Source organism: Paenibacillus sp. Marseille-Q9583, assembly GCF_976954365.1.
On the sequence record NZ_CDRJTB010000003.1, the window covers coordinates 46928 to 68207 of the forward strand.

The following is a 21280-nucleotide window of genomic DNA, read 5'->3' on the forward strand; positions in this document are numbered from 1 at the left end:
AGCGTCTTTATGTTCTCCTGTCCCTATACCCACCCCGTAAACGTAAGTATAGATGCTTTTGCAGATTGGGCTTCGGAATGTGCGTCTTTACGCCATTGTTTGGGAGACTCACCCATAAGCTTGGAGAAACATCGGTTGAAGCTGGAAATGGACTGAAAGCCAACTTGTTCAGAGATGGAGAGGATGGAAGCATCCGTGCTTTTTAACTGCTTGCAGGCCTCTTCAATGCGGGTGCTGTTTAGGAAATCGAGAGGTGCGGTCCCCATGATCTCATGGAATTTTCTGCGAAAATGAGTGGTACTTAGGTGGCACAGATCAGCCAGGTCATTGATGGTAATCGGCATCATATAGTGTTTGGTGATGTACTCCAGAACCGGAGAGATGACAAAATCGCCTTTCAGATTATGCTCTATTTCTTGCTCTGTTAAGGGTGCATTCCGGGAATGAATTCTAAGCAGCTCTATATAAAGGGATAATAATAAGCCGTAGGCGCTTTCCTGATAGTAAGGATTTTTGTGCTTCAATTCCTCTACAATCGATGTCGCAAGTGTATAAACCTTGGGATGTTCCTCCTTGTTCAAAATACAATTCATTCCCTCGATCGCCCACAAATTTGGCTCGAAGTCACTATAAGCGCTTTTGAATGAATGCTGAAAGAGCTCCTCTGGCGAAAAAAAGATATATGACCAAAGACTAGCTTCATTTGGCGAACTATACGTGGTATGAGGAAGATATCTAGGGATGAAGGTCACATCTCCGGCTTTAAAAGGCACAGATTCACCCTTGATCTCCATGATGCCGCTATCCGAATGACAGATACCAATCTCTAAATGGTTATGAAAATGGAGATGCTCGCTTTTAATATCGGAAATCTTCCAACGTTCACCGCTTAACAGTAAAATAGGAAAGTTTATCGGCAAGCTGTAGTGGCGGTATTCGATGACGGGTTTCTTTTTTCTGGGCATAATCTCAATACTCCCGTTCTTGTTACGTAGGTTGAGTAGATTATAGGTGAAAGTGATTTCAAGTTCAACAATATAGATGTACTTTACAACTTGAGGAAAGGGAAAGAAGCGGTGGAGGGGAATTTTGGAACTGTAGGAGCGTCAGCGTCCGCCTGAAAGCTTTCCATAGGAAAGCTCACTTCGGAAGCATAAACAGTCTCCGGATTTCAACCGCTAATAGCGGTACAAATCAAGAAATTCTTACGACAACAGCGGCCGGAAGTCCAACATTCCCCGGAATTGCGACTGACCCTGTACTCTTAATGGTTGAAATTGCACAGTTTAGTTATGAATATGCTTAGAATCAGACCATTTTACTCCTTACAATAGAATTAGTAAAGCGTTTACATAGGAACGACAGCTCTCAGCGCCAATAGGGGCGTGTGCGAAAGAGAGGAGAATCAAGATGCTTCAATTAACTTATGACAGAGAAGAGATTCTAAGCGTTATCGACAAAGTGGTTAGAAAAACAATGACGATGGATTTAACATGGGACTGGCCCTGTGGTGTGGCTTATTATGGGGTAGCCAGAGCCTATAAAACGACTGGTAATAAAGAGTATTTGGATATGCTTGTCGAGTGGGCAGATGAATATATCGAGTTGGGCCTGCCAGACTGGACGGTAAACACCTGTGCCATGGGCCATATGCTGATTACCTTGTATGAAGAAACAGGGAACCAGAAATATTGGGATATTGTAATGAGCAAGGTGGATTATCTGCAGAACCATGCGCTCAGATTCGGAGATCAGGTGCTGCAGCATACCGTATCCGTCTCTAATGATTTTCCAGAACAAGCGTGGGCGGATACATTGTTTATGGCGGCATTTTTTCTACTCAGAGTGGGAAGTAAATTAAACGATCAGGAAATGATCCAGGATGCCCTGAGTCAATATTACTGGCATATCAAATACCTGCAAGACCCTAGCAGCGGCCTCTGGTACCATGGCTACAATAATGTGAAGCAGGATCATATGTCCGGACTATATTGGGGCAGAGCAAATGCTTGGGGCGCATATACCATGTCGCAAGTCAAAAAGCTTTTGAAAGAATGGTATTTATATCCGGCGTGTATGGACGTGGAGTGTTCGCTGCGCGATCAACTGGCAGCACTCAAGCTTGTACAAACGGAGAACGGCCTGTGGCGGACAGTGCTTGATGACGAAGAGTCTTATGAAGAAGTATCTGCCTCTTGCGGGATAGCGGCTGCAATGATCAATAACGGCAATCCGCTGCATACCAAATATGTGCAAAAGGCCCTGAATGGTGTCCTAAGCAATATCAGCGAGGATGGACGAGTACTGGGAGTATCGGGCGGAACAGCGGTCATGAAGGACCGGGAAGGCTATCGCAATATTCCAAAAGACTGGATTCAAGGCTGGGGTCAAGGCTTAGCACTCTCTTTTCTATCCGATATGCTTAAATAGGAGGGATCCAAGTTGTCTAAGCAAACAACGGGGGCCTTTACACTACCGGGCGAATCCGGTTATGAGGCACTGACCTTAGAATTAGCTGAACGTTGGGGTGCCGATGTCATCCGTGACAGTGACGGCACACAGTTGTCCGATGAGATTATCAACGCAGGATACGGCATTTATTCTACAATCTGCATCATCAGAGATCATAACGAATGGGCGTCCCAGAATTCAGATAAACTGCAGCAGAGTTTTTTAATAACTAATCCGAAGGTAACGGTCGAAGATTATTTATCCATCTATTTGATGGAAGATTTTTTCGCTGAGCAATTCCGAGTAAATGATTCCAAAGAGGCGTTTAAGTACTGGCAGGTTTTTGACCGAACTACTGGTGAAGAGGTTCCAAGAGAACAGTGGAATTATGAACGGGAATCAGGAAATGTGGTCATTACTGGTATTGCACCTTGGCATAAATATACGGTCAGCTTCATGGTCTACCGGATTTGGGAAGAGATCTCCATGTACAATCACACCACGAATCACTGGGAAAAAGAGCATCTGATGCAGATTGACCCCATCTATGTAGAAACGCAAAAATATTTGCTCCATTGGATGGAAGACTGGTGTCTTAAGCATAAGGAAACAACGGTGGTTCGGTTTACGTCCCTATTCTATAATTTTTCCTGGATCTGGGGCAGCAATGAGCGCAATCGCCATTTGTTCTCGGACTGGGGTTCTTATGATTTTACGGTAAGCTCAAGAGCGCTTGATCTGTTTGCTCGGAAATATGGGTATTCGCTCACGGCCGAGGATTTTGTGAATGGTGGAAAATATCGTGTCAGTCATATCCCGCCGCAGCAGCGCAAGCTGGACTGGATGGCATTTATCAATGATTTTGTCATCGAATTTAGTAAGAAACTAATTGATATTGTGCATGGGCACGACAAGCTGGCATATGTCTTCTATGATGACAGTTGGGTTGGCATGGAGCCTTACAATGATCGTTTCGAGGCGTTTGGCTTTGACGGGATGATTAAATGTGTGTTCTCAGGGTTCGAGGCAAGAATGTGTTCAGGTGTAAAAGTAGATACCCATGAGATTCGGCTGCATCCCTACTTGTTTCCGGTTGGTTTAGGTGGTCTGCCTACCTTTATGGAGGGAGGGAACCCTACACTAGATGCCAAAAAATATTGGATCAATATTCGGCGTGCTCTACTCAGAGAGCCTATAGATCGAATTGGATTGGGTGGATATTTGCATCTTGTAGAGCCTTATCCGGATTTTTGTGATTATATCGAAAAGATTGCGGATGAGTTCAGAGTAATTAAAGAGCTGCATCATAAAGGCAAACCGTATCATATGAAGACGAAGGTAGCCATTCTACACGCTTGGGGTAAATTGAGATCTTGGACCTTGTCAGGGCACTTCCATGAAACGTATATGCATGATTTGATTCATATTAACGAGGCTTTATCGGGATTACCGATCGAAGTACAGTTCATTGATTTTGAGGATATCCGTCAGGGGATTTTAAAAGATTGTGATGTAGTGATCAATGCCGGATCGGCTGGTTCAGCATGGAGTGGTGGAGAACACTGGAGTGACAGCAAGTGTGTGGATCTACTGACAGAGTGGGTTTATGGGGGCGGTACTTTTATAGGTGTGAATCAGCCTTCGGCGCTTGAAGGGTATGACAGCTTTTTCAGAATGGCACATGTGCTTGGTGTAGATGAGGATACAGGCTCCAGAGTAGCGCATAGAAAATGGATATATGAAGTGAAGGATGAGCTTGGTTTAATGCCTATTGGGGCTAGCATAACACCAAAAAATAACCTTTATCTTACCGATGGATCAGCGACGGTTGTGAGTGAAACGGATGGTCTAATAACACTGTCCACCCATGCTTTCGGTAAAGGAAAGGGGATCTACCTGCCTTCTTTCACCTTCAGCTTTGAGAATACAAGATTGCTGATGAATTTGATTCGTTTTGCAGGTAATGAGTTCACTGAGACAAAGTACATTACGAACAACTTATATACAGAGTGCGCTTATTATCCAGAAAGTAAAACCCTCGTGGTCATTAACAATAGCGATCAGGTTCAAAAAACTACGATTGATACGGATTATGGAGAACAAACCTTTGAATTAGATCCGTATGACACGATGATTAGAACGATTGGGGATTAGCACAACAATGACTATAACTAAACTCTCCCTTGCTGAGCATGGCCTGCCTCATCCATTATTTAACTAAGAAATGATTTGCAGCGCCATAAAAGATTGGAGACGATGTTTATTCATGAGGGACTTTGTAATCCGAAATCCGAAGAATGAAGATGCGGAGCAAATTGAAAGCATGGACTTTGTTCTGAAAATGCTATATCTGTACCATAGAGATCTGGATAAGCGAAATATGTTCTGTGCAGTGAGTGTCGACGGAGAGGTTCTGGCCGTTGCTCATCTGATGGAGCATGATACTTTTCATGCGGTTGGACATGATGAAGACCCAAACTTCAAACGATATCTTAATTACGAAATTATATTTGCAGAGAACGCCGAGGATGAAGGTATCAAAGCAGCACTGATTGAAGCATTAATCGGACGGGCCAGAGAAATTAAAGCTGGGTATCAAGAGAAGCGCATTATCATGGCTCATTATCTCGACACAGATGATCTCGAAGAGTTGAGCTTCTGTCTAGCGCGTGGATTTACGATTTACGATACGATTGTCGTGTTTAAATTTGACCTAAGTAGAGAGATTCCTGAGTATCCTTTACCAGAAGGGGTTCTGGTGAAGCCAACTGCACTGAACAATAGTGAAGCTCAGGGACAATATCGTCAAGCTGAACTCGCTTCCTTTGACGGTGTGGCGTGGAGTCTGAACCATTTGGGATGGATGCAGGAATCGCCCGAAATCGTTAATTTCTGCGCGTTTCATGGCGATCAATTGATTGGCAACACCTCAACCTGGAGAATCACCGACGAGAGGAGTGCAACGGAGAATGTATTCGTCATTCCTGAATGGCAGAAAAAGGGTGTTGCTCGTAAAATCATCTGCACTGCACTGGACTATCTAAAGCAGCAGGGAAAAACAATGGCCACTTTGGGTACGCATGGAGATAATAAGAAAGCTATTAGGCTATATACTCAGATCGGTTATGAATTGTACAGTTCAAGATTTACCGTTGGCTATGAAATAGTTTAATAAGCATTTACTAGACGACTTCGGTCGTCTTTTTTATTTACAAGGTCTACTGATCTTCTTTATTGAATTATTACTAATAAGGTATTATTTTCAAAATAATATGTTTATTTAAAAAGGGAGTTTAGAGGAATGATTAGAATCTGTATTTGTGACGACGAGCAATTACATAGTTCCAAGTTAGAGAAGATTATTATGGATAGTGAAGGTTTGTATCAAAACATAGAGCTAGATATAGACATATATGAATCTGGAAAATCATTGTTATTCTAAATCAAATAGGAAAGGAGGGAGAACGTTATGATTCCATTAGTTGTATTAGTGGTTGTATTTGCTTTATTGACTATAACGCTATCATGTCTATGGCTCTACAACGATTGTTTGTATCGAGGAATAAATCCTTGGATTTGGGTATTCTTAATGATTGCGACGACTCCCATATTGGGATTCATTTTATATTCTCTTATTGGAAAAAGAGGAATATCAATTACGGGTAAGTCTAGAAAGAATAAGTATATAGGATCTGCAGTATTTATTACCATACTTTTGCTTATCTTTTCTAGTATCGGATTAGCATTTTATTCAGTGACATAGGTGGAACATTTAAGATTAAGCTGAGAGTGCTCTGTAGAGTTTCTACAGAGCTTTTTATTATTGTATAGTTCATTTCATTATTTTACCGCCTATGCTACTATATCTACGATCATAAAAGGAATAATTTAGAAGAGTGGGTGGATTTCATGGAAATCGGTGCTATCACTTTGATTGTAAAAGACATGGAAAAGATGGTTACATTCTATCGGGACGTCATGAATATAGCTATAGAATGGGATGGCGGCGTATTTACCGGGGTCCAGCTAAAGAGTGGTGTGTTTTTTAATTTGTGTCAGCGGGATGCGCTGAGTATTTCAGGGCTAGGTTATCCTAATGGGTTGAATGGGACCATGGAAGTCTCATTTGGTGTTCCCTCACCTGAAGAGGTAGACAAGGAATTTGAGCGTCTGATAAAGGCAGGTGCAACTCCTATAAAAGAACCTATCTCGCAGCTCTATGGGTTGCGTGAAGCTGTTGTAGCTGACCCCGAAGGCAATTTGCTTGAGATCGTAGCGGGCATTCCGGAAGAATAGGATCTGACAAACAACCGAGCGGAAGGAGGGACAATTTTGAGAACCCCTATAACTAATGTAAACTGGCTTGAACACCATGAAATCATGGATGAGCTACTCTATCATGAAGCCAGCTTAACCACGCATCCGATGGATGATGGCTTTGAAGCTGAGGTTCTAAAGATCAATCTAGATCGGGAAAGCTATGTCTTGAAAACATGGAGTAAGAGCTCCAAACCAGATATTCAGTTTCAATATCGTTTATTGGATGTCCTGTCCGAACGAGGGGTAGCCGTCTCTAAACCAGTGGGTTGGGGAATCAATCCGGACGGGAATAAGGTGTTGTTAACAAGCTTTGACGGAACGCCAATTCATAAAGTGAATAATAAGACAATGAAGGAGCTCGCGAGCATTTTAGCCAGAATTCATCAAATAGATATCGCTGAGCTGGAACATATACAACTACCTAAGTACGATTTCATCGACTACTTTTTTCCAGAAGCAAGAGAGTACGCAGACCTTAATCATGCACTTATTTCATTAGTGGAACAAACTCCTATGAAACAAGATCGTATCATTCATGGAGATTTTCATTTAGGAAATATAGTAGAGGAACAACAGCGATTTACCGTCATCGATTGGACGAACGGCCAGTTGGGAGACCCTAGATATGATTTTGCATGGTCACTTATTCTGCTGAAAATCCACATCTCCGACCGTTACGCTGATATGTTCCGTTCTGCTTATCTATTGGAGAATTTTATGGAGCAGGAAGAGCTTGAGGTGTTCGAAGCATGGGCTTGTCTTAGATGGATCTTACTGAATAGACGAGGCAGTACACCTAAAGGGCCTAATGTAACGAAGAGGGTGAAGAGCATACTAGGAAGTAATCAATTCCTGAAAAATTTGGATTTCCAAGGGTTTAAATGAACTCCATCTTAAAAAGAATTACATTACAGACCGCAACCCTTTGCATGGAGGGCGGTCTATTTACGTTTGTTCGCTACTTTCATTCAATATTCAGTTTGGGTGTTTATAATGCTTTTTATGAATCGGGGGATGTGCTTGTATAGACTTCGACTGTGAAAAGGAGGTTTTCCATGGTAAGGGTAATTCAAAAAATATTGTATCTCATACTGGCATGCTTCATAGGACTGTTTATCGCTTCCTCCTTTTTTATCCGCGCGAAATATAATTATTTCGTATATGGGGACACGCCAGTTTTGGAGAAGCAACAGCTCGGCCTTTTTATTCTAGGGATTGTGGTGGTGCTGGCGTTAAGCGTTATTTTGTATAAAATATGCCTGAAGCTTAATCAGTGCAGTTGGAAAATCGTCATTCCAGCCATATTGCTATGTTCTTTTGCCATTCAGCTCGTGATCATTTTTCTGTTTCCTCGCTTACCGACGGATGATTCGCAAACGGTGCTTTCATTGGCACTTGATATGCTGTACAGGAATGATTATTCATCTTTTGACAAGACAGGTTATCTGCATATGTTCCCGTTTAATTTCTCAATTGTTGTGTACTTAAAGACATTGCTACAGCTATTTCTGGATAATTACTTAGTAATCAAAGTATTCAATATTCTATTTACACTCTTAACCTCGTTAATGATTTACCTGCTGTATAAAGAGCTCAAGGGTAAGTCTGAGGATCATGATTATGGCATTCTCGTGTTTGCCTCTACCTATATCCCTTCTTTGTTTATGAGTAATTTAATTTATAACGATGTGATCGCGACTGCCTTTCTGACAAGTGCTTTATATTTTGCCGTGAAATTTATCAAAAGAAAGTCCTTAAAGGATATTGTCTTCGCAGCCATCTTCCTGGCAGTCGGGAACTATTTCCGAAGTATCGGTGTTATTTTTTTGATTGCTGTGGTAGTCAGTCTTTTGTTCAACTTGCGTGCGATCGGGGTGAAAAAGGCTCTAAGCGCGTTGTTTATTACGGCTTTATTGTTTAATGTTCCAGGTTGGACCCAAAATGCTGTGCTGCAGGCGACGAATGTCGTAGATGAACCAATTAACGAAAATTCCGCACCGGTCTATATGTGGCTCAATATGGGGATCAATCTGGAGACGTTTGGATTCTGGGATAACTGGCAGAGCTATACGATCTATCAGCAGGATGCCAATTATAATAAGACAGAAAGTACGCAGCTATTTAAAGAGGAAATCAGCCATAAACTCTCCGAGGCGAGCCTAAGCGATGTAGTGAAAATGTATTATAAAAAAATCGTTTGGACCTGGACAGAAGGAACATACCAGATGGAACGATATGGACTTGGGAATGATGGATCATCCAGTAACGGTGGAAGAATGGGCTTTGTCATGGACCGTTATAGCTACACTAATGCTGCTACGGATCTATTTAAGGGGGATTCGAGCTACCGAAGCGGGCTACTGTGGTTGCTGTATGTCCTGAATTTTCTGATGTATGTTTTTATACTCGTTCGCTTAATCAGTGGAATAAGAGCCAAAAGATTTGAAGAGACCTCTTTGATTCTTGTGGTGCTGGGCTTTATCGGATTTTATCTACTATGGGAGATTAAGTCTCGATATATTTACCCGGTATATCCGCTACTGATCGTGTTATCCTACATGGGTTTTAAAGATGTATATGATTATATGTTAAAAAGATATTTTCCACGTTGACCATGTTTGCTCGGAAAGAGGGGGTTCAAAGATGCGGATCAAGCGATATCTCACTTTGCTCATAGTAGTGCTTAGTTGTTCCATGGTGCTTATCTCCTGTGACGCCATCACCGCTCAGAAGATATCAAGTACAGATTCTGGTTCAAGGGCGAACGGGGGACAGGGCTTTAACGGTGGTCGGGGTAAAGATGGAGGTAGCTCTCCCGGCATAAATGGTGGGACAAGAAGAAACGGCAGCCAAGGTACAGATGGAGGAGTTAGCGGGCAAAGTGGGCGACAGTGAACAAATTTCATGAACTTGCCCCAAGCCTACGAAGATTAAGTGTGATAGGATAAGATTACATTTAAATTCCCCGCGGGGGTAAGAAAAGAGAAAAGGGAGCAACATGAGAATCATTATATCGCCTGCCAAGAAGATGAAGATGGACACGGATTTCTTGGATTGCCGCCAGATGCCGCAATTCATAAGCGAGTCACAGACTCTTCTGGCCTTATTACAAAAGTTGAATTATGAAGAAGCCAAATCACTATGGAAATGCAATGATGCCATCGCCACGCTGAATGTGGAGCGGATTCGGGATATGGATGTAACACGGAATCTTACACCGGCTATCTTTTCTTATGAGGGTATCCAGTACCAGTACATGGCACCTGGGGTACTTCAAATGGAGGAGTTGGAATATCTTCAGCAGCATTTACGGATATTGTCTGGGTTCTATGGAATCGTCCGGCCGTTTGACGGTGTTGTTCCTTACAGGCTGGAGATGCAGGCTAAGCTTAGCGGACCAGGTTTCAAGTCTATCTATGAGTTCTGGAACAGGAAGCTTGCAGATCAGCTATTTTCGGAGACTGATATCATTCTGAATCTGGCCTCTAAGGAATACAGCAAGTGCATCTCCCCGTATGTTGGCGGAAACGTTCGAATGATTAGCTGTATATTCGGGCAGGAAATCGGCGGAAAGATCGTTGAGAGAGCGACCCTGGTCAAGATGGCCAGAGGTGAAATGGTACGCTTCATGGCTGAGCGGCAAATCACCTGTGTGGAGGATATCAAAGGCTTCGACGGGTTTGATTTCAGCTTTGCTGATGAGCTATCGGATGAGAGTACGTATGTGTTTATACAAAAAAAGAATGACTAGAGTAAGTAGTACTACGGGTAATCTTGAAGGTGGTTAAATAATCTTGTTTGTAAGAAGATAGAGTGCTTTGAGGATATTTTGGAGAATGATATGGATCAAATGTATTTTTGATCCTTCTCGATTCTATCTGTGACTGGATTCTGCAGGGTACATTTCCATCTGATTTAGATCAATAACCATTTTTCCGCTTTTTAGAATATCCAGTCCGATAAGACCGTTGATGTAATTGATACCTTCATGGAAAACACCAAAATCGATGGGGATATCCTTCATGATCAATTCACCGATTTGGATTTGATCAACAGTTTTTTGAAACGTATATTCATCGCCGCCAATTCCAAAGCTACGGACAAGTTTATCGCCATTTTCGAATCTGATGCCTAGTTCAGAGACAATGTCTGACGACAGTAGAGAGTGAGCAGCACCTGTATCAATGACTAAATTGTCTATTCTTAAGGAACTTCCTTTGTAGTCAATCGTCATCGATGTCTGAATTAAGTCGTGCATGAACTCAATTTTCATCTTATCTACTCCTATACAGAGGATGATTTCTCAGTTCGACGGTGATATTCTCTTGTCCGGTATGATAAACAATATTGTTATTCTTGCAGTTTAATAATAGGCGGGTAGCCTCATCGGGGTCTTGAATGGCACGCACTAGAGCAACATCATTTATGAACTGTATGTTATCTTGGGTATGAGAATCTAAAATTTCGAGCAGCACATATTGATCGGGATAAATTGACCGAACCTCTTGCCATTGCATCTTTATCACACCCTTGTAATTATTCTTGCTTTATATAATTATAACCTATTGTAATCTGGGAGTGAACCTGAAAGGTAAGCAGATAGAATATATAATCTGGATTTAAGAACTATACATAGCTTCCAAAAGCAATATTAACGCTTATCCAAAGTATTCATCTTAAGACCCTAATATTACCATGAATTTGCTAATATTGTCCTTAACAAGATTGAGGGGACTAGGTTAAGATTACAAGTGAGATTTTGCAGACCTCTGAGGTCAGGCGTCGGATTTTTGGCTTAAAATCCCGGAATGGGTAACTTTCTAAACGTTGAAATCAAAGTACATTGTACCTATGCAAAAAAGCTCAGGCTACAATTCGGCCTGAGCTTTTTTGTGTTTATTCAATTAAGCTTCCATCTTCTGTGCTGTATAAAGGCGGTGGTAAAGACCCTTTTGTGCAATAAGCTCATCATGTGAGCCGCTTTCTGCGATGCCATTGTTAGACACATACATAATGCGGTCGCAGTTTTTTACGGTGGACAGGCGGTGCGCGATAATGAATGAGGTACGTCCTTTAAGGAGCTCATTCAGACCTTTTTGCAGCAAACGCTCAGTCTTCGCATCGATCGATGAAGTGGCTTCATCTAATATGAGAATTCTCGGATCAGCCAAAAGCGTTCTTGCGAACGAGATGAGCTGCCGCTGTCCCTGAGACAGCTTGGAGCCACGCTCATTGACCTCTGTCAGGTAGCCTTGATCGAATTCACGGATGAATTCGTCGGCGCACACGGCTTTCGCCGCAGCGATCACTTCTTCCTCGGTGGCATCGAGTTTGCCGTAACGAATATTGTCCAAGATCGTACCGGAGAAGATGAAGCTGTCCTGCAGCATAATTCCCATCTGGCTGCGCAGGGACTTCAGCGTAACCTGCGAGATATCCTGATCGTCGATAAGAATCTTACCGCTTGAAATATTATAGAAGCGCGAGATCAGATTGACGACCGTAGTTTTGCCTGCACCTGTTGGTCCCACTAGAGCGATGCTTTCTCCCGCTTTGATCTTAAAGGAGATATTCTCCAGAATATTGAGTCCCGGGTCATAGGCAAAGGTCACATCGTCGAAAGTGACATGACCCTCTACAGGTCTTAGTGTCTTCGCATCTGGAATATCACTGACGGTAACGGGTTCATCCAACGTCTCGAAGATACGCTCAAGATAGGCAACGGCGTTGATGAAGTTATTGTAGAGGTTCGAAAGATTCAGAATCGGCTGCCAGAAGCGGGCAGCGTAGCTGCTCATTGCCAGAATGACACCGAGGGTCATGTCTTGTGGGCTCAGTGTTAGTAGGCCTACAAGGAAAATCAATGAAGTAACGATCGTCGACAAGTTGTCTACGGAGAACGGAATAAGTAAGTTGTAACGTTGAGCCTTCATCCATTCTGTACGGAAACTACCCGCGAGACGTGTGAAGATTCCTTCGTTGCGTTGTTCCCGGGAGAACATTTGCGTCACACCAATACCGCTGATACTTTCTTGCAAATAGGCGTTCAGGTTGGAGCTTTTATTGGATACTGCTTGCCAAGCCCGGCGTTGCCGAGTTTTGATCAGCATCATGATGACAAAGAATACGGGCAGCCCTGCAAGGATGACAAATGATAGACGTACGTCAACAGCGAACATGAAGGCTGCGATAAAGAGCAAATTCACGATTTCTAGAATAAAGTTGATAATACCGTTAGATAACACATCTGAAACGGCGTTAACGTAGTTTACGACCCGGATGAGAATCTTGCCCTGCGGACGGTCGTCATAATACTTGAAGGGCAGCTCTTGCAGATGCTTAAACAAATCTGTACGGATATCAAAAATAATATCCTGCCCAACACTCGTCATGATACGTGAACGAATGGTAGCCAGATAAACGCTGACTACAATGGTCAGAAGCATCAGTCCAGCCCAGCCCAGTAGCGCAAGCTTCGCTTTTGCCGGAATGGTCACGTCGATCACATGCTGCATGATCAGTGGAGCTGATAGTGAAATGGCCGCTGAAAGTGCACTGAGTATAAATGCAACAATCATTGGCGTTTTCTTTCGTTTGATGTATACCATCGCACGCCGGAAGTGTTTTATATTAAACGGCGATTCCAGATTCTCATCGACGTCGAATTTATTCCTTGCCACTTGCGGTCACCTGCCTTCCAATACCCTCGTTCTGCAGTTTAAACACATCGTAGTAGTAGCCCCGTTTCGCTAGCAGTTCGGCGTGGGTGCCTTCCTCAACCAGCTTCCCGTTATCCAGAATGAGAATACGGTCAGCCTGCGCGGTCGTAGATACACGCTGCGCGATAATAATCTTCGTGCAAGGATAATCTAGCTCGCGTAGACTTTTCTGAATATGCTCCTCCGTCTCAAGATCGACAGCAGAGGTCGTATCATCCAGAATGAGGATCGGACGGCGAACTGCCAAAGCACGTGCTAAAGCGATACGCTGTTTTTGACCTCCAGATAAACCGACTCCTCGTTCTCCGACAACGGTATCATAACCTTCAGGCATTTTGGTAATGAAGTCGTGTGCGGCTGCGAGCTCGGCAAAGCTTATCGCATCTTCTTCCGGAAGATCAGGATCACCATAGGCGATGTTTCCATCGATAGTATCAGAGAACAAGAGCACATCTTGGGTCGCCATGCCGATATTATCGCGCAGTTCATCGAGCTCCAGCTTTCGGACATCAACGCCGTCGACAAGTACACGTCCTTCGGCTACGTCATAGAAGCGAGGAATCAGGTTGATGATTGTTGTTTTGCCTGATCCCGTCGAGCCCATGATTGCTATGGTTTCACCAGGTTCAACGGTAAAGCTAACATCGTCAAGTACGATAGCGCTGTCATATTTGAAGCGGACATGATCGAACGCAATACGACCTTCGTAACGGCGTTTGTCAGTAGACTTATGCTCGTTTACGATATTAGGCTTTGCGTAATAGATATCAATGATCTTGGACAAGCTCGCAAAAAAGCGCTGAATGTCGTTGATAATAATACCAATGTTGCGCATAGGGTTGGATATAGCCCAGATCAGTGAAGAGAAAGCTGTAAATTCACCGAAGGTGATCCGGCCGTTCATCAGGAACAAACCACCTGCCAGCATTAGAATGACGTTGAAGCCCTGAGCGAAGGACTCCAGAAAAGGAAAGTAATCAAGCCATACAAGGGCGGCCTTTTTGTTCGCTGTAGAATAATTGACATTCTTCTCGGTAAATTTTTGAACTTCGAACTCTTCGCGGGCAAAAGCCTTAACCACACGGTTGCCTGAAATATTCTCCTGAGTAGTCGTGTTAAGCTGGGACAACCGCTCACGCAGGTCAATATACATAGGACGGACGCGTTTAGCGAATATGTAAGCCACGATAAAAATGGGCGGTGACAGGATTAGCATCCACAGCGTTAGCTGAGCATCTATGGTGAAAAAATAGATAACAGCAGCAATGAAGATCGTTAGCGATTCTATGATCGTTTTGAAAATCCATGCCATTGAGTGCCGAACCATGTCCAGATCCCCGGTCATCTTGGTCATGAGATCGCCGGTTCGGTTACGGTCGTAATATTCTCTGTCCTGTCCCTGAATCTTGTTGTACAAAAAAATCCGGATGTTGTACATCATGTTTTGCGAGGACTGTTCGTACTGCATCGTTGTAAAATAAGCAAGTCCTGTGCGCAGTAGAGAAAATCCAATCATGCCGAGGCAGAGCATAATCAATAATTGCCGTTCTTGTGTAAGATTCTGCAGCGCATTGTCACCTGCTATAAACGTATCGACAATGCGCTGACTGATGTAAGGGTTTACAATCGTAAGACTTGAACCCACTACTGAGAGGCAGAGCGCTAGAATGTACCGTGTCCGGTTGCCCTCTAAGTTCTGCCATAGCCATTTCAGTTCGAACATCTGATCACCTGTTTCTGATTGTTCTTGTTCTTTCACTCTTGCCTGAAAAGAGTGAATAAAACAAAGTGATTATAACATTATCAATTGACTAAGTATCGTTTACGGTAAAATTTCCTTGTTACATTATTGTTACAAAAAAATGAACTTATTAATGATGTGAATTTATCCTTGAGTAATGAGGGTTTGCCATTCGGGCTTGGGCGTTCTAATTATGATAAACTGAAACAATGTAAAGGGATTAGGCTTGGTTTGGATAGAGACAGGAGGATGGAAAATGAGCTTTGTTGCTGTCAAAAATGAGTACAAGCGTTACAAAATGGGTGAAAGTGTGATCGTTGCCAACGACGGAATTGATTTTGAGATAAATAAAGGTGAGTTTGCAGTGATTGTCGGCCCCAGCGGTGCGGGCAAATCGACGGTGCTTAATATTCTTGGCGGGATGGATTCTGCGGACGAAGGCCAGGTCATTGTGGACGGTACGGACATTGCCAAGTTCAGTGCCAAGGAGTTGACGGGCTACCGCCGCAATGACGTGGGTTTTGTGTTCCAGTTCTATAACTTAGTGCCGAATCTTACCACACTGGAGAATGTTGAGCTTGCTTCTCAGATTTCCCCGCGTGCACTAGATGCGCGTAAGGTGCTGGAGGATGTGGGACTGGGAGCGCGGCTGGATAACTTTCCGGCTCAGCTGTCTGGTGGTGAGCAGCAACGTGTCGCTATCGCCAGAGCGCTAGCTAAACAGCCGAAGCTGCTCCTCTGCGATGAGCCAACAGGTGCGCTAGACTACAATACTGGTAAGCAAGTACTTAAGCTGCTTCAGGATACCTGCCGTAACACAGGCACTACGGTCATTGTAATCACGCATAATTTGGCGATTGCGCCAATGGCAGACCGGGTTATTGAGATTAACAATGCTAAGGTACGGAAGATGGTAACCAATCCTTCGCCAGTATCCGTTGAAGATATCGAATGGTAAGGAGAAGGCATCTATGAAAAAGCGCGCGTTATGGAAAGATATTTTTCGTGAAATTAGGCACACTAAGGCCCGGTTTATTTCGATTTTTGCAATCATTATGCTGGGCGTTAGTTTCTTTTCTGGCATCAAGTCAGCCGGTCCAGATATGCTGGATACAGCCGGAACCTTTTACCAAGAGACGAGACTAATGGATCTGAAGGTGCAGACCAACTATGGTCTGACCGAAGATAATATCGAACTGCTGAGCGATGTACCTGGGATCGATGAAGTCCAGCCGGGTTACAGCGCAGATGTGTTCAGCGGCGATAATGCTTTGATACTCAAAGTCCATTCTTACCATTCAGATAAACCGCTTAACCAGTACAGTATGATTGAAGGACGTCTTCCAGAGGATTCCGGAGAAATTGTATTGGATGACAAGCTGGCTGGAAAGTATGCGCTGGGCGACAAAATAACGTTTAGCGGAGCCGGAACGGATGAGGAATTGTCGAAGAACTTCGAGACACTCAATTATACCGTAGTGGGCTTTGTGCGAAGTCCTCAATTTATAGAGAAGAGTACCCGGGGTACCAGCGGAATTGGTAAAGGGACGGCGGACGCATTCGCAGCGATCCCGGAGTCAGATTTCCAGCTCCCGGTCTATACGGAAGCCTATCTATCCTTCAAGGATACAACCGGAGTGAAGGCTTATTTACCAGAGTATGAGGGATTGATCGAACAGCATACCAAGTCAGTAGAGCAGGCGATGTCCAGTGTGCCGGAAGCTCGGCTTGCGGAGATGCGCGCGGAAGGTGAGAAAGAGCTGTCCAGTGGACGAGGCAAAGTGGCCGCCGCCGAGAAGCAGCTCGCCGATTTAAAGCGCCAGCCAGAAGTGGTGCAGCAGGGACAAGCTGCAAACATGAAAGCCATTGCTGATGGGCTGGTCTCTGCCAAGGAGGAACTAGCTGCAGGGGAGCAAAAGCTTGCAGAACTAGGGCTTCCGAAGGTCTATGTCACTGACCGTAGTGCCAATCCGGGATATGCCGAATATAAAGACAACGCTGATCGATTGTCGGCAATTGCAAGTGCTTTCCCGGTATTCTTTTTCCTGATTGCTGCGCTGGTCAGCTTGACGACTATGACTCGAATGGTCGAGGAGCATCGTTTGCAGATCGGGACACTTAAAGCGCTTGGGTACGGTAACCGTGACATTATGGCCAAATTCTTGGTTTATGGTACACTTGCCAGCTTGACGGCTTCAGTTGCGGGACTTGCGCTCGGTTTTACCATGTTTCCAACCATTATCTATAATGCGTACAGTTCGCTTTATAATCTGCCGGATCTTATCAAAAGCTTCTATCCGTCATATTCCATCATTTCCATTATAGTGGCGCTAATCTGCACTACATTGACGGCTTGGATTGCCGCACGTGTAGAGCTACGTAGCAATGCTTCTGTGTTAATGCGTCCGAAGGCGCCAAAGAGCGGGCAGCGGATTCTACTGGAGAGAGTTACGTTTGTCTGGAAACGGCTGAGCTTTGTTCAAAAGGTTACCGCACGGAATTTATTCCGCTACAAGCAGCGGATGTTCATGACTGTGTTCGGCGTGGCCGGCTGTACGGCGCTGATTCTGACCGGGTTTGGTCTTAAAGACTCGATCGGCAGCATTGCCCCCCAGCAGTTCGGCACGATTATGAAATATGATGCACTTGTCGCGCTGCATGAAGATGCGTCTGCTGATGCGCGGGATGCCTACAAGCAATTGATCACTGGCGAGTCCACTATAACTGGATCACTAAGTGTGGCACAGGAAACGATGAAAGCGCACAGCAGTGGTGTAAATGATCAGGATGTACATATGTTCATCCCTGCATCTGTTGATGCGATATCCGATTATGTGGAGCTGCGGGATCGAGTGAGTGGAGAAAAACGCACGCTATCGGACGAGGGCGCTATAATCTCGGAGAAGCTGGCTAAATTATACGGGCTTGAGCCCGGCGACCAGTTGAATGTGGTGGACAAGGATAACGAGACATTCAAGGTTAAGGTCATAGGGGTTACAGAGAACTATGTAATGCACTATGTGTATATGACACCTGCGTATTATTCTTCCGTATTTGGACATGAACCGATGTTCAATACAGAACTGCTGAACTATACCACACACGATAAAGCGTGGGAAGACAAGTTCGGCGAGAAGCTAACGGAAAATGAGGGAGTGGCTGCGGTCAGCTTTTCCAGCAATGTAGGTACTGCCTTTGATGACACCATGAAGAGTATGGATGTAGTAACCTTAGTACTCATTGTGTCAGCGGCCGCTTTGGCTTTTGTCGTCCTCTACAATTTGACCAATATTAATGTCTCTGAGCGGATCAGGGAACTATCAACCATCAAGGTATTGGGATTTTATGATAAGGAAGTAACGTTGTATATTTACCGCGAGAATATGCTGCTAAGCCTACTTGGCATTGTAGTCGGATCGGGTCTTGGCATTATATTGCACAGCTTCGTCTTGAATACAGCTGAGCTGGATGCGACGATGTTCGCTCCGATTATTAAGTGGCCAAGCTATGTGTATGCTGCACTCTTAACACTGCTGTTCTCAGGCATAGTCATGGCTTTCATGCACATTAAGCTCAAACGGATTCATATGATTGAAGCGTTGAAATCGGTAGAATAAGCGGAGCTTCCACACCAAAAACAAAAATTGATCCTACTTAAACACAAAGGACCGCTTCGAACAGCCATTGTTATGGCTACTCGAAGCGGTCTCTTTGGCTTTGAGAGGCGACGTTTAACGTGAGTCGACCAGTAACTTCATATGCAAGATAGGAAACGGATTCCCCTGTTCATCCAGTGCAGAACGCTCAAAAACTTGAAAGCCCAGATGCTCATAGAAACCTAAGGCCTGCGGATTTTGTTCATTTACATCAACGTAGTGTACATTCAGTGACTCTATAGCATAAGCTACGAGCGATTTACCGATGCCTTTTCCCATTGCAGCAGGTTCTACGAATAGCATTTCAATCTTGTTATCCTGAACCCCTATGAATCCAAGCGATTGGTTATGGTCATCTATAAAAGCAAACAGATGACTTATATGCTCCATCCCTTGTATAACCAGTGGCCGCAACGCATCAATGTCCTGTTCAGACAGGAATAGATGGGTATGCCGCACAGATAATTCCCAAATATTCAGTAGACGGTATAAACATTCTTCATTTCTAGCGGTGATTGGTTGTATCGAGTCCATGTCTTCCCTCGCATTTCCATTTAATTTGAAGAAGATGAAGCTGCAGCCGCAGCCGAAGCAGCCGCAGCCCCAGCAAGAGCAGCCTGCTGTGCGATCACAATATTAGTGATGCTGGTGGAAAGCATCGAGGTTACAATGCCGCTTTGCACATCCTCTACATATTTGAAGGCTACCAGTGCAGCTGACAGCAGTAGCAATTCCTGCTTTACAATGGACCAGCTGCCAAAGCCTTTTTTGGTACGCAGTAATTCGAAGGTCTCTGAGACTTCCGTAACCATGTCCTTATTGTTGGAAGAGAGCAAAGTTAGCACGCCCAGCGAAGAAAGGGTATATTCCTTATCTAACCGGATGCCATGTGCACGAAATGCATCTCGTAATGCCAGTACACGATCCGCTGCTTCTGAAGCTTCTTTTCCAAGAACGAGTACTTGTGTCAGAGCTTGCACACTATTCCCCGACATAAATTCGGGCTTTAGTGTAGTGTAAAGCTCCTCCATCCGGTCGATGCCGCTGTCCACGTCGATATCGGAAAGGCCGAGCATGGCGGAGAAAATATAATCATCATGTCCGGTAAGGAAACGGTGCTTTGCTTTCATACTATCGTAAAACATCTTTGCGCGTTCTACCGTACGCTGATACTGATCTGTTGTCGTATTAGCAGCAATTTGATAAGCGGCAACGACGAGATAATCAGAGGCTCTAAATTTGACGTCCTTCAATAAGTCATACACGGTCAGTGTGTTTGCAAGCTGTTGTTCCTTGTCAGCAGAAAGAGAGAGCATAGTAGCAATACTGATTGCCGAGTTCCCCCTAAACGAAGAAAACATTCCGGTATTTTCTTTAATAAGCTCGTGGCTCGCACGAATCGCATCCTCATCTGCACTTTTATTCTCTGCTGTGTACAGTAACCCCGCCAAACGGCTAACCATTGCATTATGCCAAGGAAAAGCCTTTTTGATCCGCTGTGCGTTCTCTGCGAACAATTCAACCCTTGCTGCATACTGCTCGTTCATTGGATACACCCCTCAGTTATCTATAATTCATAATATTACGAAAAATTTCTGAGTTGGATTCATTTGTTTGGGGTGTTTATTGTTTTTAGATCGTAACCAGCTCTTTAGCATACCGTTTGCCTGACGAAAGAAGGCTGTCGCTCAGTTCAGGGTCATTTACAGTTCGTGCAAGAACTAGAGAGCCAACCATGGTGCTGAACAGTGCGCTACCTTTGGAGGGTTCAATTCCCGCCAAATCGGAGATAAAAGTAATCATCCGCTCCAGTTCCTGCGTGAATACTTGCCGAACTTCTTCGGAAGAATGAGATATTTCGGCAGAAAGGGCAGGGATAATACAGCCCATCTCCGTTTTGTCGCGGTGATACGGACTTAAATAATAGTCAATGACCGCATTGATTTTGGGGTTCTGCTCTTCCTGGTCTGCGACCTTCTGCAAAAGTGCGATGGTATCGCTAATGGCATACCGGCAGGCTTCGGCGACGAGTTGTTCTTTGTTGTCAAAATGTGAATAAAATCCGCCGTGAGTCAATCCGGCTCCCTTCATAATGAAGGGAACACTTACATCATGAATGCCATGGGTGCGAAAAGCCTGGGCAGCACTTTCAACAATCGTATTCCGTACTTTTATTTTATGGCCTTTGGGATAGGGCATCGTAATCACTCCATAGCTTCATGATTCTACTTTTAAAATATTATATGCATCATAATAAAGCCTGTCAATTTAACGAATCAGAGCACTGTCTGCTTATGAAAGGATAAACACGGTTGTTGACGGTTTTAAAATATGATGGTAATAATATATTACGGTCATCATATTTTAAAATAGCAGGTACAGGAGGTATCAGG

At 44.0% G+C, this 21280-nt stretch carries 18 protein-coding genes; 10 read left to right on the forward strand and 8 right to left on the reverse strand.

Annotated features, from left to right (window positions below):
• Positions 1–23 precede the first annotated feature (23 nt).
• Positions 24–965 (reverse strand): AraC family transcriptional regulator, encoded by a 942-nt coding sequence (locus tag ACWNM1_RS02805; protein ID WP_449599706.1) that lies wholly within the window; start codon positions 963–965, stop codon positions 24–26.
• Between the two features lie 445 nt (positions 966–1410).
• On the opposite strand from ACWNM1_RS02805, the gene ACWNM1_RS02810 reads away from it, so the two are divergent.
• The 8 genes from ACWNM1_RS02810 to yaaA all read left to right on the forward strand — a co-directional run bounded on the left by ACWNM1_RS02810 (position 1411) and on the right by yaaA (position 10522).
• A complete protein-coding gene (locus ACWNM1_RS02810; protein ID WP_449599708.1) occupies positions 1411–2430 on the forward strand; it encodes a glycoside hydrolase family 88/105 protein in 1020 nt (339 codons plus the stop codon).
• Positions 2431–2442: 12 nt separating this feature from the next.
• A complete protein-coding gene (gene gnpA, locus ACWNM1_RS02815) occupies positions 2443–4605 on the forward strand; it encodes a 1,3-beta-galactosyl-N-acetylhexosamine phosphorylase (RefSeq protein WP_449599710.1) in 2163 nt (720 codons plus the stop codon).
• 112 nt (positions 4606–4717) lie between these two features.
• Complete coding sequence (locus ACWNM1_RS02820; protein ID WP_449599712.1) at positions 4718–5623, forward strand: GNAT family N-acetyltransferase; 906 nt, start codon at positions 4718–4720, stop codon at positions 5621–5623.
• Positions 5624–6360: 737 nt separating this feature from the next.
• Positions 6361–6747, forward strand: a complete 387-nt coding sequence (locus tag ACWNM1_RS02825; RefSeq protein ID WP_449599713.1) for a VOC family protein — start codon at positions 6361–6363, stop codon at positions 6745–6747.
• Between the two features lie 36 nt (positions 6748–6783).
• On the forward strand, positions 6784–7656 hold the full coding sequence (locus tag ACWNM1_RS02830; protein WP_449599715.1) for an aminoglycoside phosphotransferase family protein: 873 nt from the start codon (positions 6784–6786) through the stop codon (positions 7654–7656).
• Positions 7657–7826: 170 nt separating this feature from the next.
• Positions 7827–9383, forward strand: a complete 1557-nt coding sequence (locus ACWNM1_RS02835) for a glycosyltransferase family 39 protein (protein ID WP_449599717.1) — start codon at positions 7827–7829, stop codon at positions 9381–9383.
• 31 nt (positions 9384–9414) lie between these two features.
• Positions 9415–9666 carry a hypothetical protein gene (locus tag ACWNM1_RS02840; protein ID WP_449599718.1) on the forward strand — a complete coding sequence of 84 codons (252 nt, stop codon included), beginning with the start codon at positions 9415–9417 and terminating at the stop codon, positions 9664–9666.
• Between the two features lie 103 nt (positions 9667–9769).
• Positions 9770–10522, forward strand: a complete 753-nt coding sequence (yaaA, locus tag ACWNM1_RS02845; RefSeq protein ID WP_449599720.1) for a peroxide stress protein YaaA — start codon at positions 9770–9772, stop codon at positions 10520–10522.
• A 123-nt stretch (positions 10523–10645) separates the two neighbouring features.
• On the opposite strand, the gene ACWNM1_RS02850 is transcribed toward yaaA, so the two are convergent.
• From ACWNM1_RS02850 to ACWNM1_RS02865, 4 genes are all read right to left on the reverse strand, one after another.
• Entirely contained in the window at positions 10646–11044 is a 399-nt protein-coding gene (locus ACWNM1_RS02850; RefSeq protein WP_405175633.1) for a retropepsin-like aspartic protease, read from the reverse strand.
• A gap of 1 nt (position 11045) precedes the next feature.
• Complete coding sequence (locus tag ACWNM1_RS02855) at positions 11046–11288, reverse strand: hypothetical protein (protein WP_449599723.1); 243 nt, start codon at positions 11286–11288, stop codon at positions 11046–11048.
• Between the two features lie 387 nt (positions 11289–11675).
• Entirely contained in the window at positions 11676–13451 is a 1776-nt protein-coding gene (locus ACWNM1_RS02860) for an ABC transporter ATP-binding protein (protein ID WP_449599725.1), read from the reverse strand.
• Complete coding sequence (locus ACWNM1_RS02865) at positions 13438–15213, reverse strand: ABC transporter ATP-binding protein (protein WP_449599726.1); 1776 nt, start codon at positions 15211–15213, stop codon at positions 13438–13440. Before ACWNM1_RS02865 ends, ACWNM1_RS02860 begins: the two co-directional genes overlap by 14 nt.
• A gap of 274 nt (positions 15214–15487) precedes the next feature.
• Between ACWNM1_RS02865 and ACWNM1_RS02870 the strand changes: the two genes are divergently transcribed.
• Both ACWNM1_RS02870 and ACWNM1_RS02875 read left to right on the forward strand, forming a co-directional pair.
• The gene (locus ACWNM1_RS02870) at positions 15488–16189 is read left to right on the forward strand and encodes an ABC transporter ATP-binding protein (protein ID WP_042184895.1); all 702 of its coding nucleotides are present in this window, start codon (positions 15488–15490) and stop codon (positions 16187–16189) included.
• Between the two features lie 13 nt (positions 16190–16202).
• A complete protein-coding gene (locus tag ACWNM1_RS02875) occupies positions 16203–18848 on the forward strand; it encodes an FtsX-like permease family protein (RefSeq protein ID WP_449599729.1) in 2646 nt (881 codons plus the stop codon).
• Between the two features lie 114 nt (positions 18849–18962).
• Here ACWNM1_RS02875 and ACWNM1_RS02880 read toward each other — a convergent pair whose 3' ends face one another.
• The 3 genes from ACWNM1_RS02880 to ACWNM1_RS02890 all read right to left on the reverse strand — a co-directional run bounded on the left by ACWNM1_RS02880 (position 18963) and on the right by ACWNM1_RS02890 (position 21086).
• Entirely contained in the window at positions 18963–19421 is a 459-nt protein-coding gene (locus ACWNM1_RS02880) for a GNAT family N-acetyltransferase (RefSeq protein ID WP_449599731.1), read from the reverse strand.
• 20 nt (positions 19422–19441) lie between these two features.
• On the reverse strand, positions 19442–20434 hold the full coding sequence (locus ACWNM1_RS02885; protein ID WP_449599733.1) for a DUF4003 family protein: 993 nt from the start codon (positions 20432–20434) through the stop codon (positions 19442–19444).
• A gap of 85 nt (positions 20435–20519) precedes the next feature.
• Positions 20520–21086, reverse strand: coding sequence for a TetR/AcrR family transcriptional regulator (locus ACWNM1_RS02890; RefSeq protein ID WP_449599735.1), 567 nt, complete (start codon positions 21084–21086; stop codon positions 20520–20522).
• Between the last annotated feature and the right edge of the window lie 194 nt (positions 21087–21280).

Excerpts from the sequence above, each read along its gene's own strand:
- ACWNM1_RS02865 (WP_449599726.1), bottom strand. The coding sequence starts at position 15,213 with ATGTTCGAACTGAAATGGCTATGGCAGAACTTAGAGGGCAACCGGACA.
- ACWNM1_RS02840 (WP_449599718.1), top strand. The coding sequence starts at position 9,415 with ATGCGGATCAAGCGATATCTCACTTTGCTCATAGTAGTGCTTAGTTGT.
- ACWNM1_RS02850 (WP_405175633.1), bottom strand. The coding sequence starts at position 11,044 with ATGAAAATTGAGTTCATGCACGACTTAATTCAGACATCGATGACGATT.
- ACWNM1_RS02805 (WP_449599706.1), bottom strand. The coding sequence starts at position 965 with ATGCCCAGAAAAAAGAAACCCGTCATCGAATACCGCCACTACAGCTTG.
- ACWNM1_RS02835 (WP_449599717.1), top strand. The coding sequence starts at position 7,827 with ATGGTAAGGGTAATTCAAAAAATATTGTATCTCATACTGGCATGCTTC.
- ACWNM1_RS02890 (WP_449599735.1), bottom strand. The coding sequence starts at position 21,086 with ATGCCCTATCCCAAAGGCCATAAAATAAAAGTACGGAATACGATTGTT.
- ACWNM1_RS02820 (WP_449599712.1), top strand. The coding sequence starts at position 4,718 with ATGAGGGACTTTGTAATCCGAAATCCGAAGAATGAAGATGCGGAGCAA.
- ACWNM1_RS02880 (WP_449599731.1), bottom strand. The coding sequence starts at position 19,421 with ATGGACTCGATACAACCAATCACCGCTAGAAATGAAGAATGTTTATAC.
- ACWNM1_RS02825 (WP_449599713.1), top strand. The coding sequence starts at position 6,361 with ATGGAAATCGGTGCTATCACTTTGATTGTAAAAGACATGGAAAAGATG.
- yaaA (WP_449599720.1), top strand. The coding sequence starts at position 9,770 with ATGAGAATCATTATATCGCCTGCCAAGAAGATGAAGATGGACACGGAT.
- ACWNM1_RS02885 (WP_449599733.1), bottom strand. The coding sequence starts at position 20,434 with ATGAACGAGCAGTATGCAGCAAGGGTTGAATTGTTCGCAGAGAACGCA.
- ACWNM1_RS02855 (WP_449599723.1), bottom strand. The coding sequence starts at position 11,288 with ATGCAATGGCAAGAGGTTCGGTCAATTTATCCCGATCAATATGTGCTG.
- ACWNM1_RS02870 (WP_042184895.1), top strand. The coding sequence starts at position 15,488 with ATGAGCTTTGTTGCTGTCAAAAATGAGTACAAGCGTTACAAAATGGGT.
- ACWNM1_RS02875 (WP_449599729.1), top strand. The coding sequence starts at position 16,203 with ATGAAAAAGCGCGCGTTATGGAAAGATATTTTTCGTGAAATTAGGCAC.
- ACWNM1_RS02810 (WP_449599708.1), top strand. The coding sequence starts at position 1,411 with ATGCTTCAATTAACTTATGACAGAGAAGAGATTCTAAGCGTTATCGAC.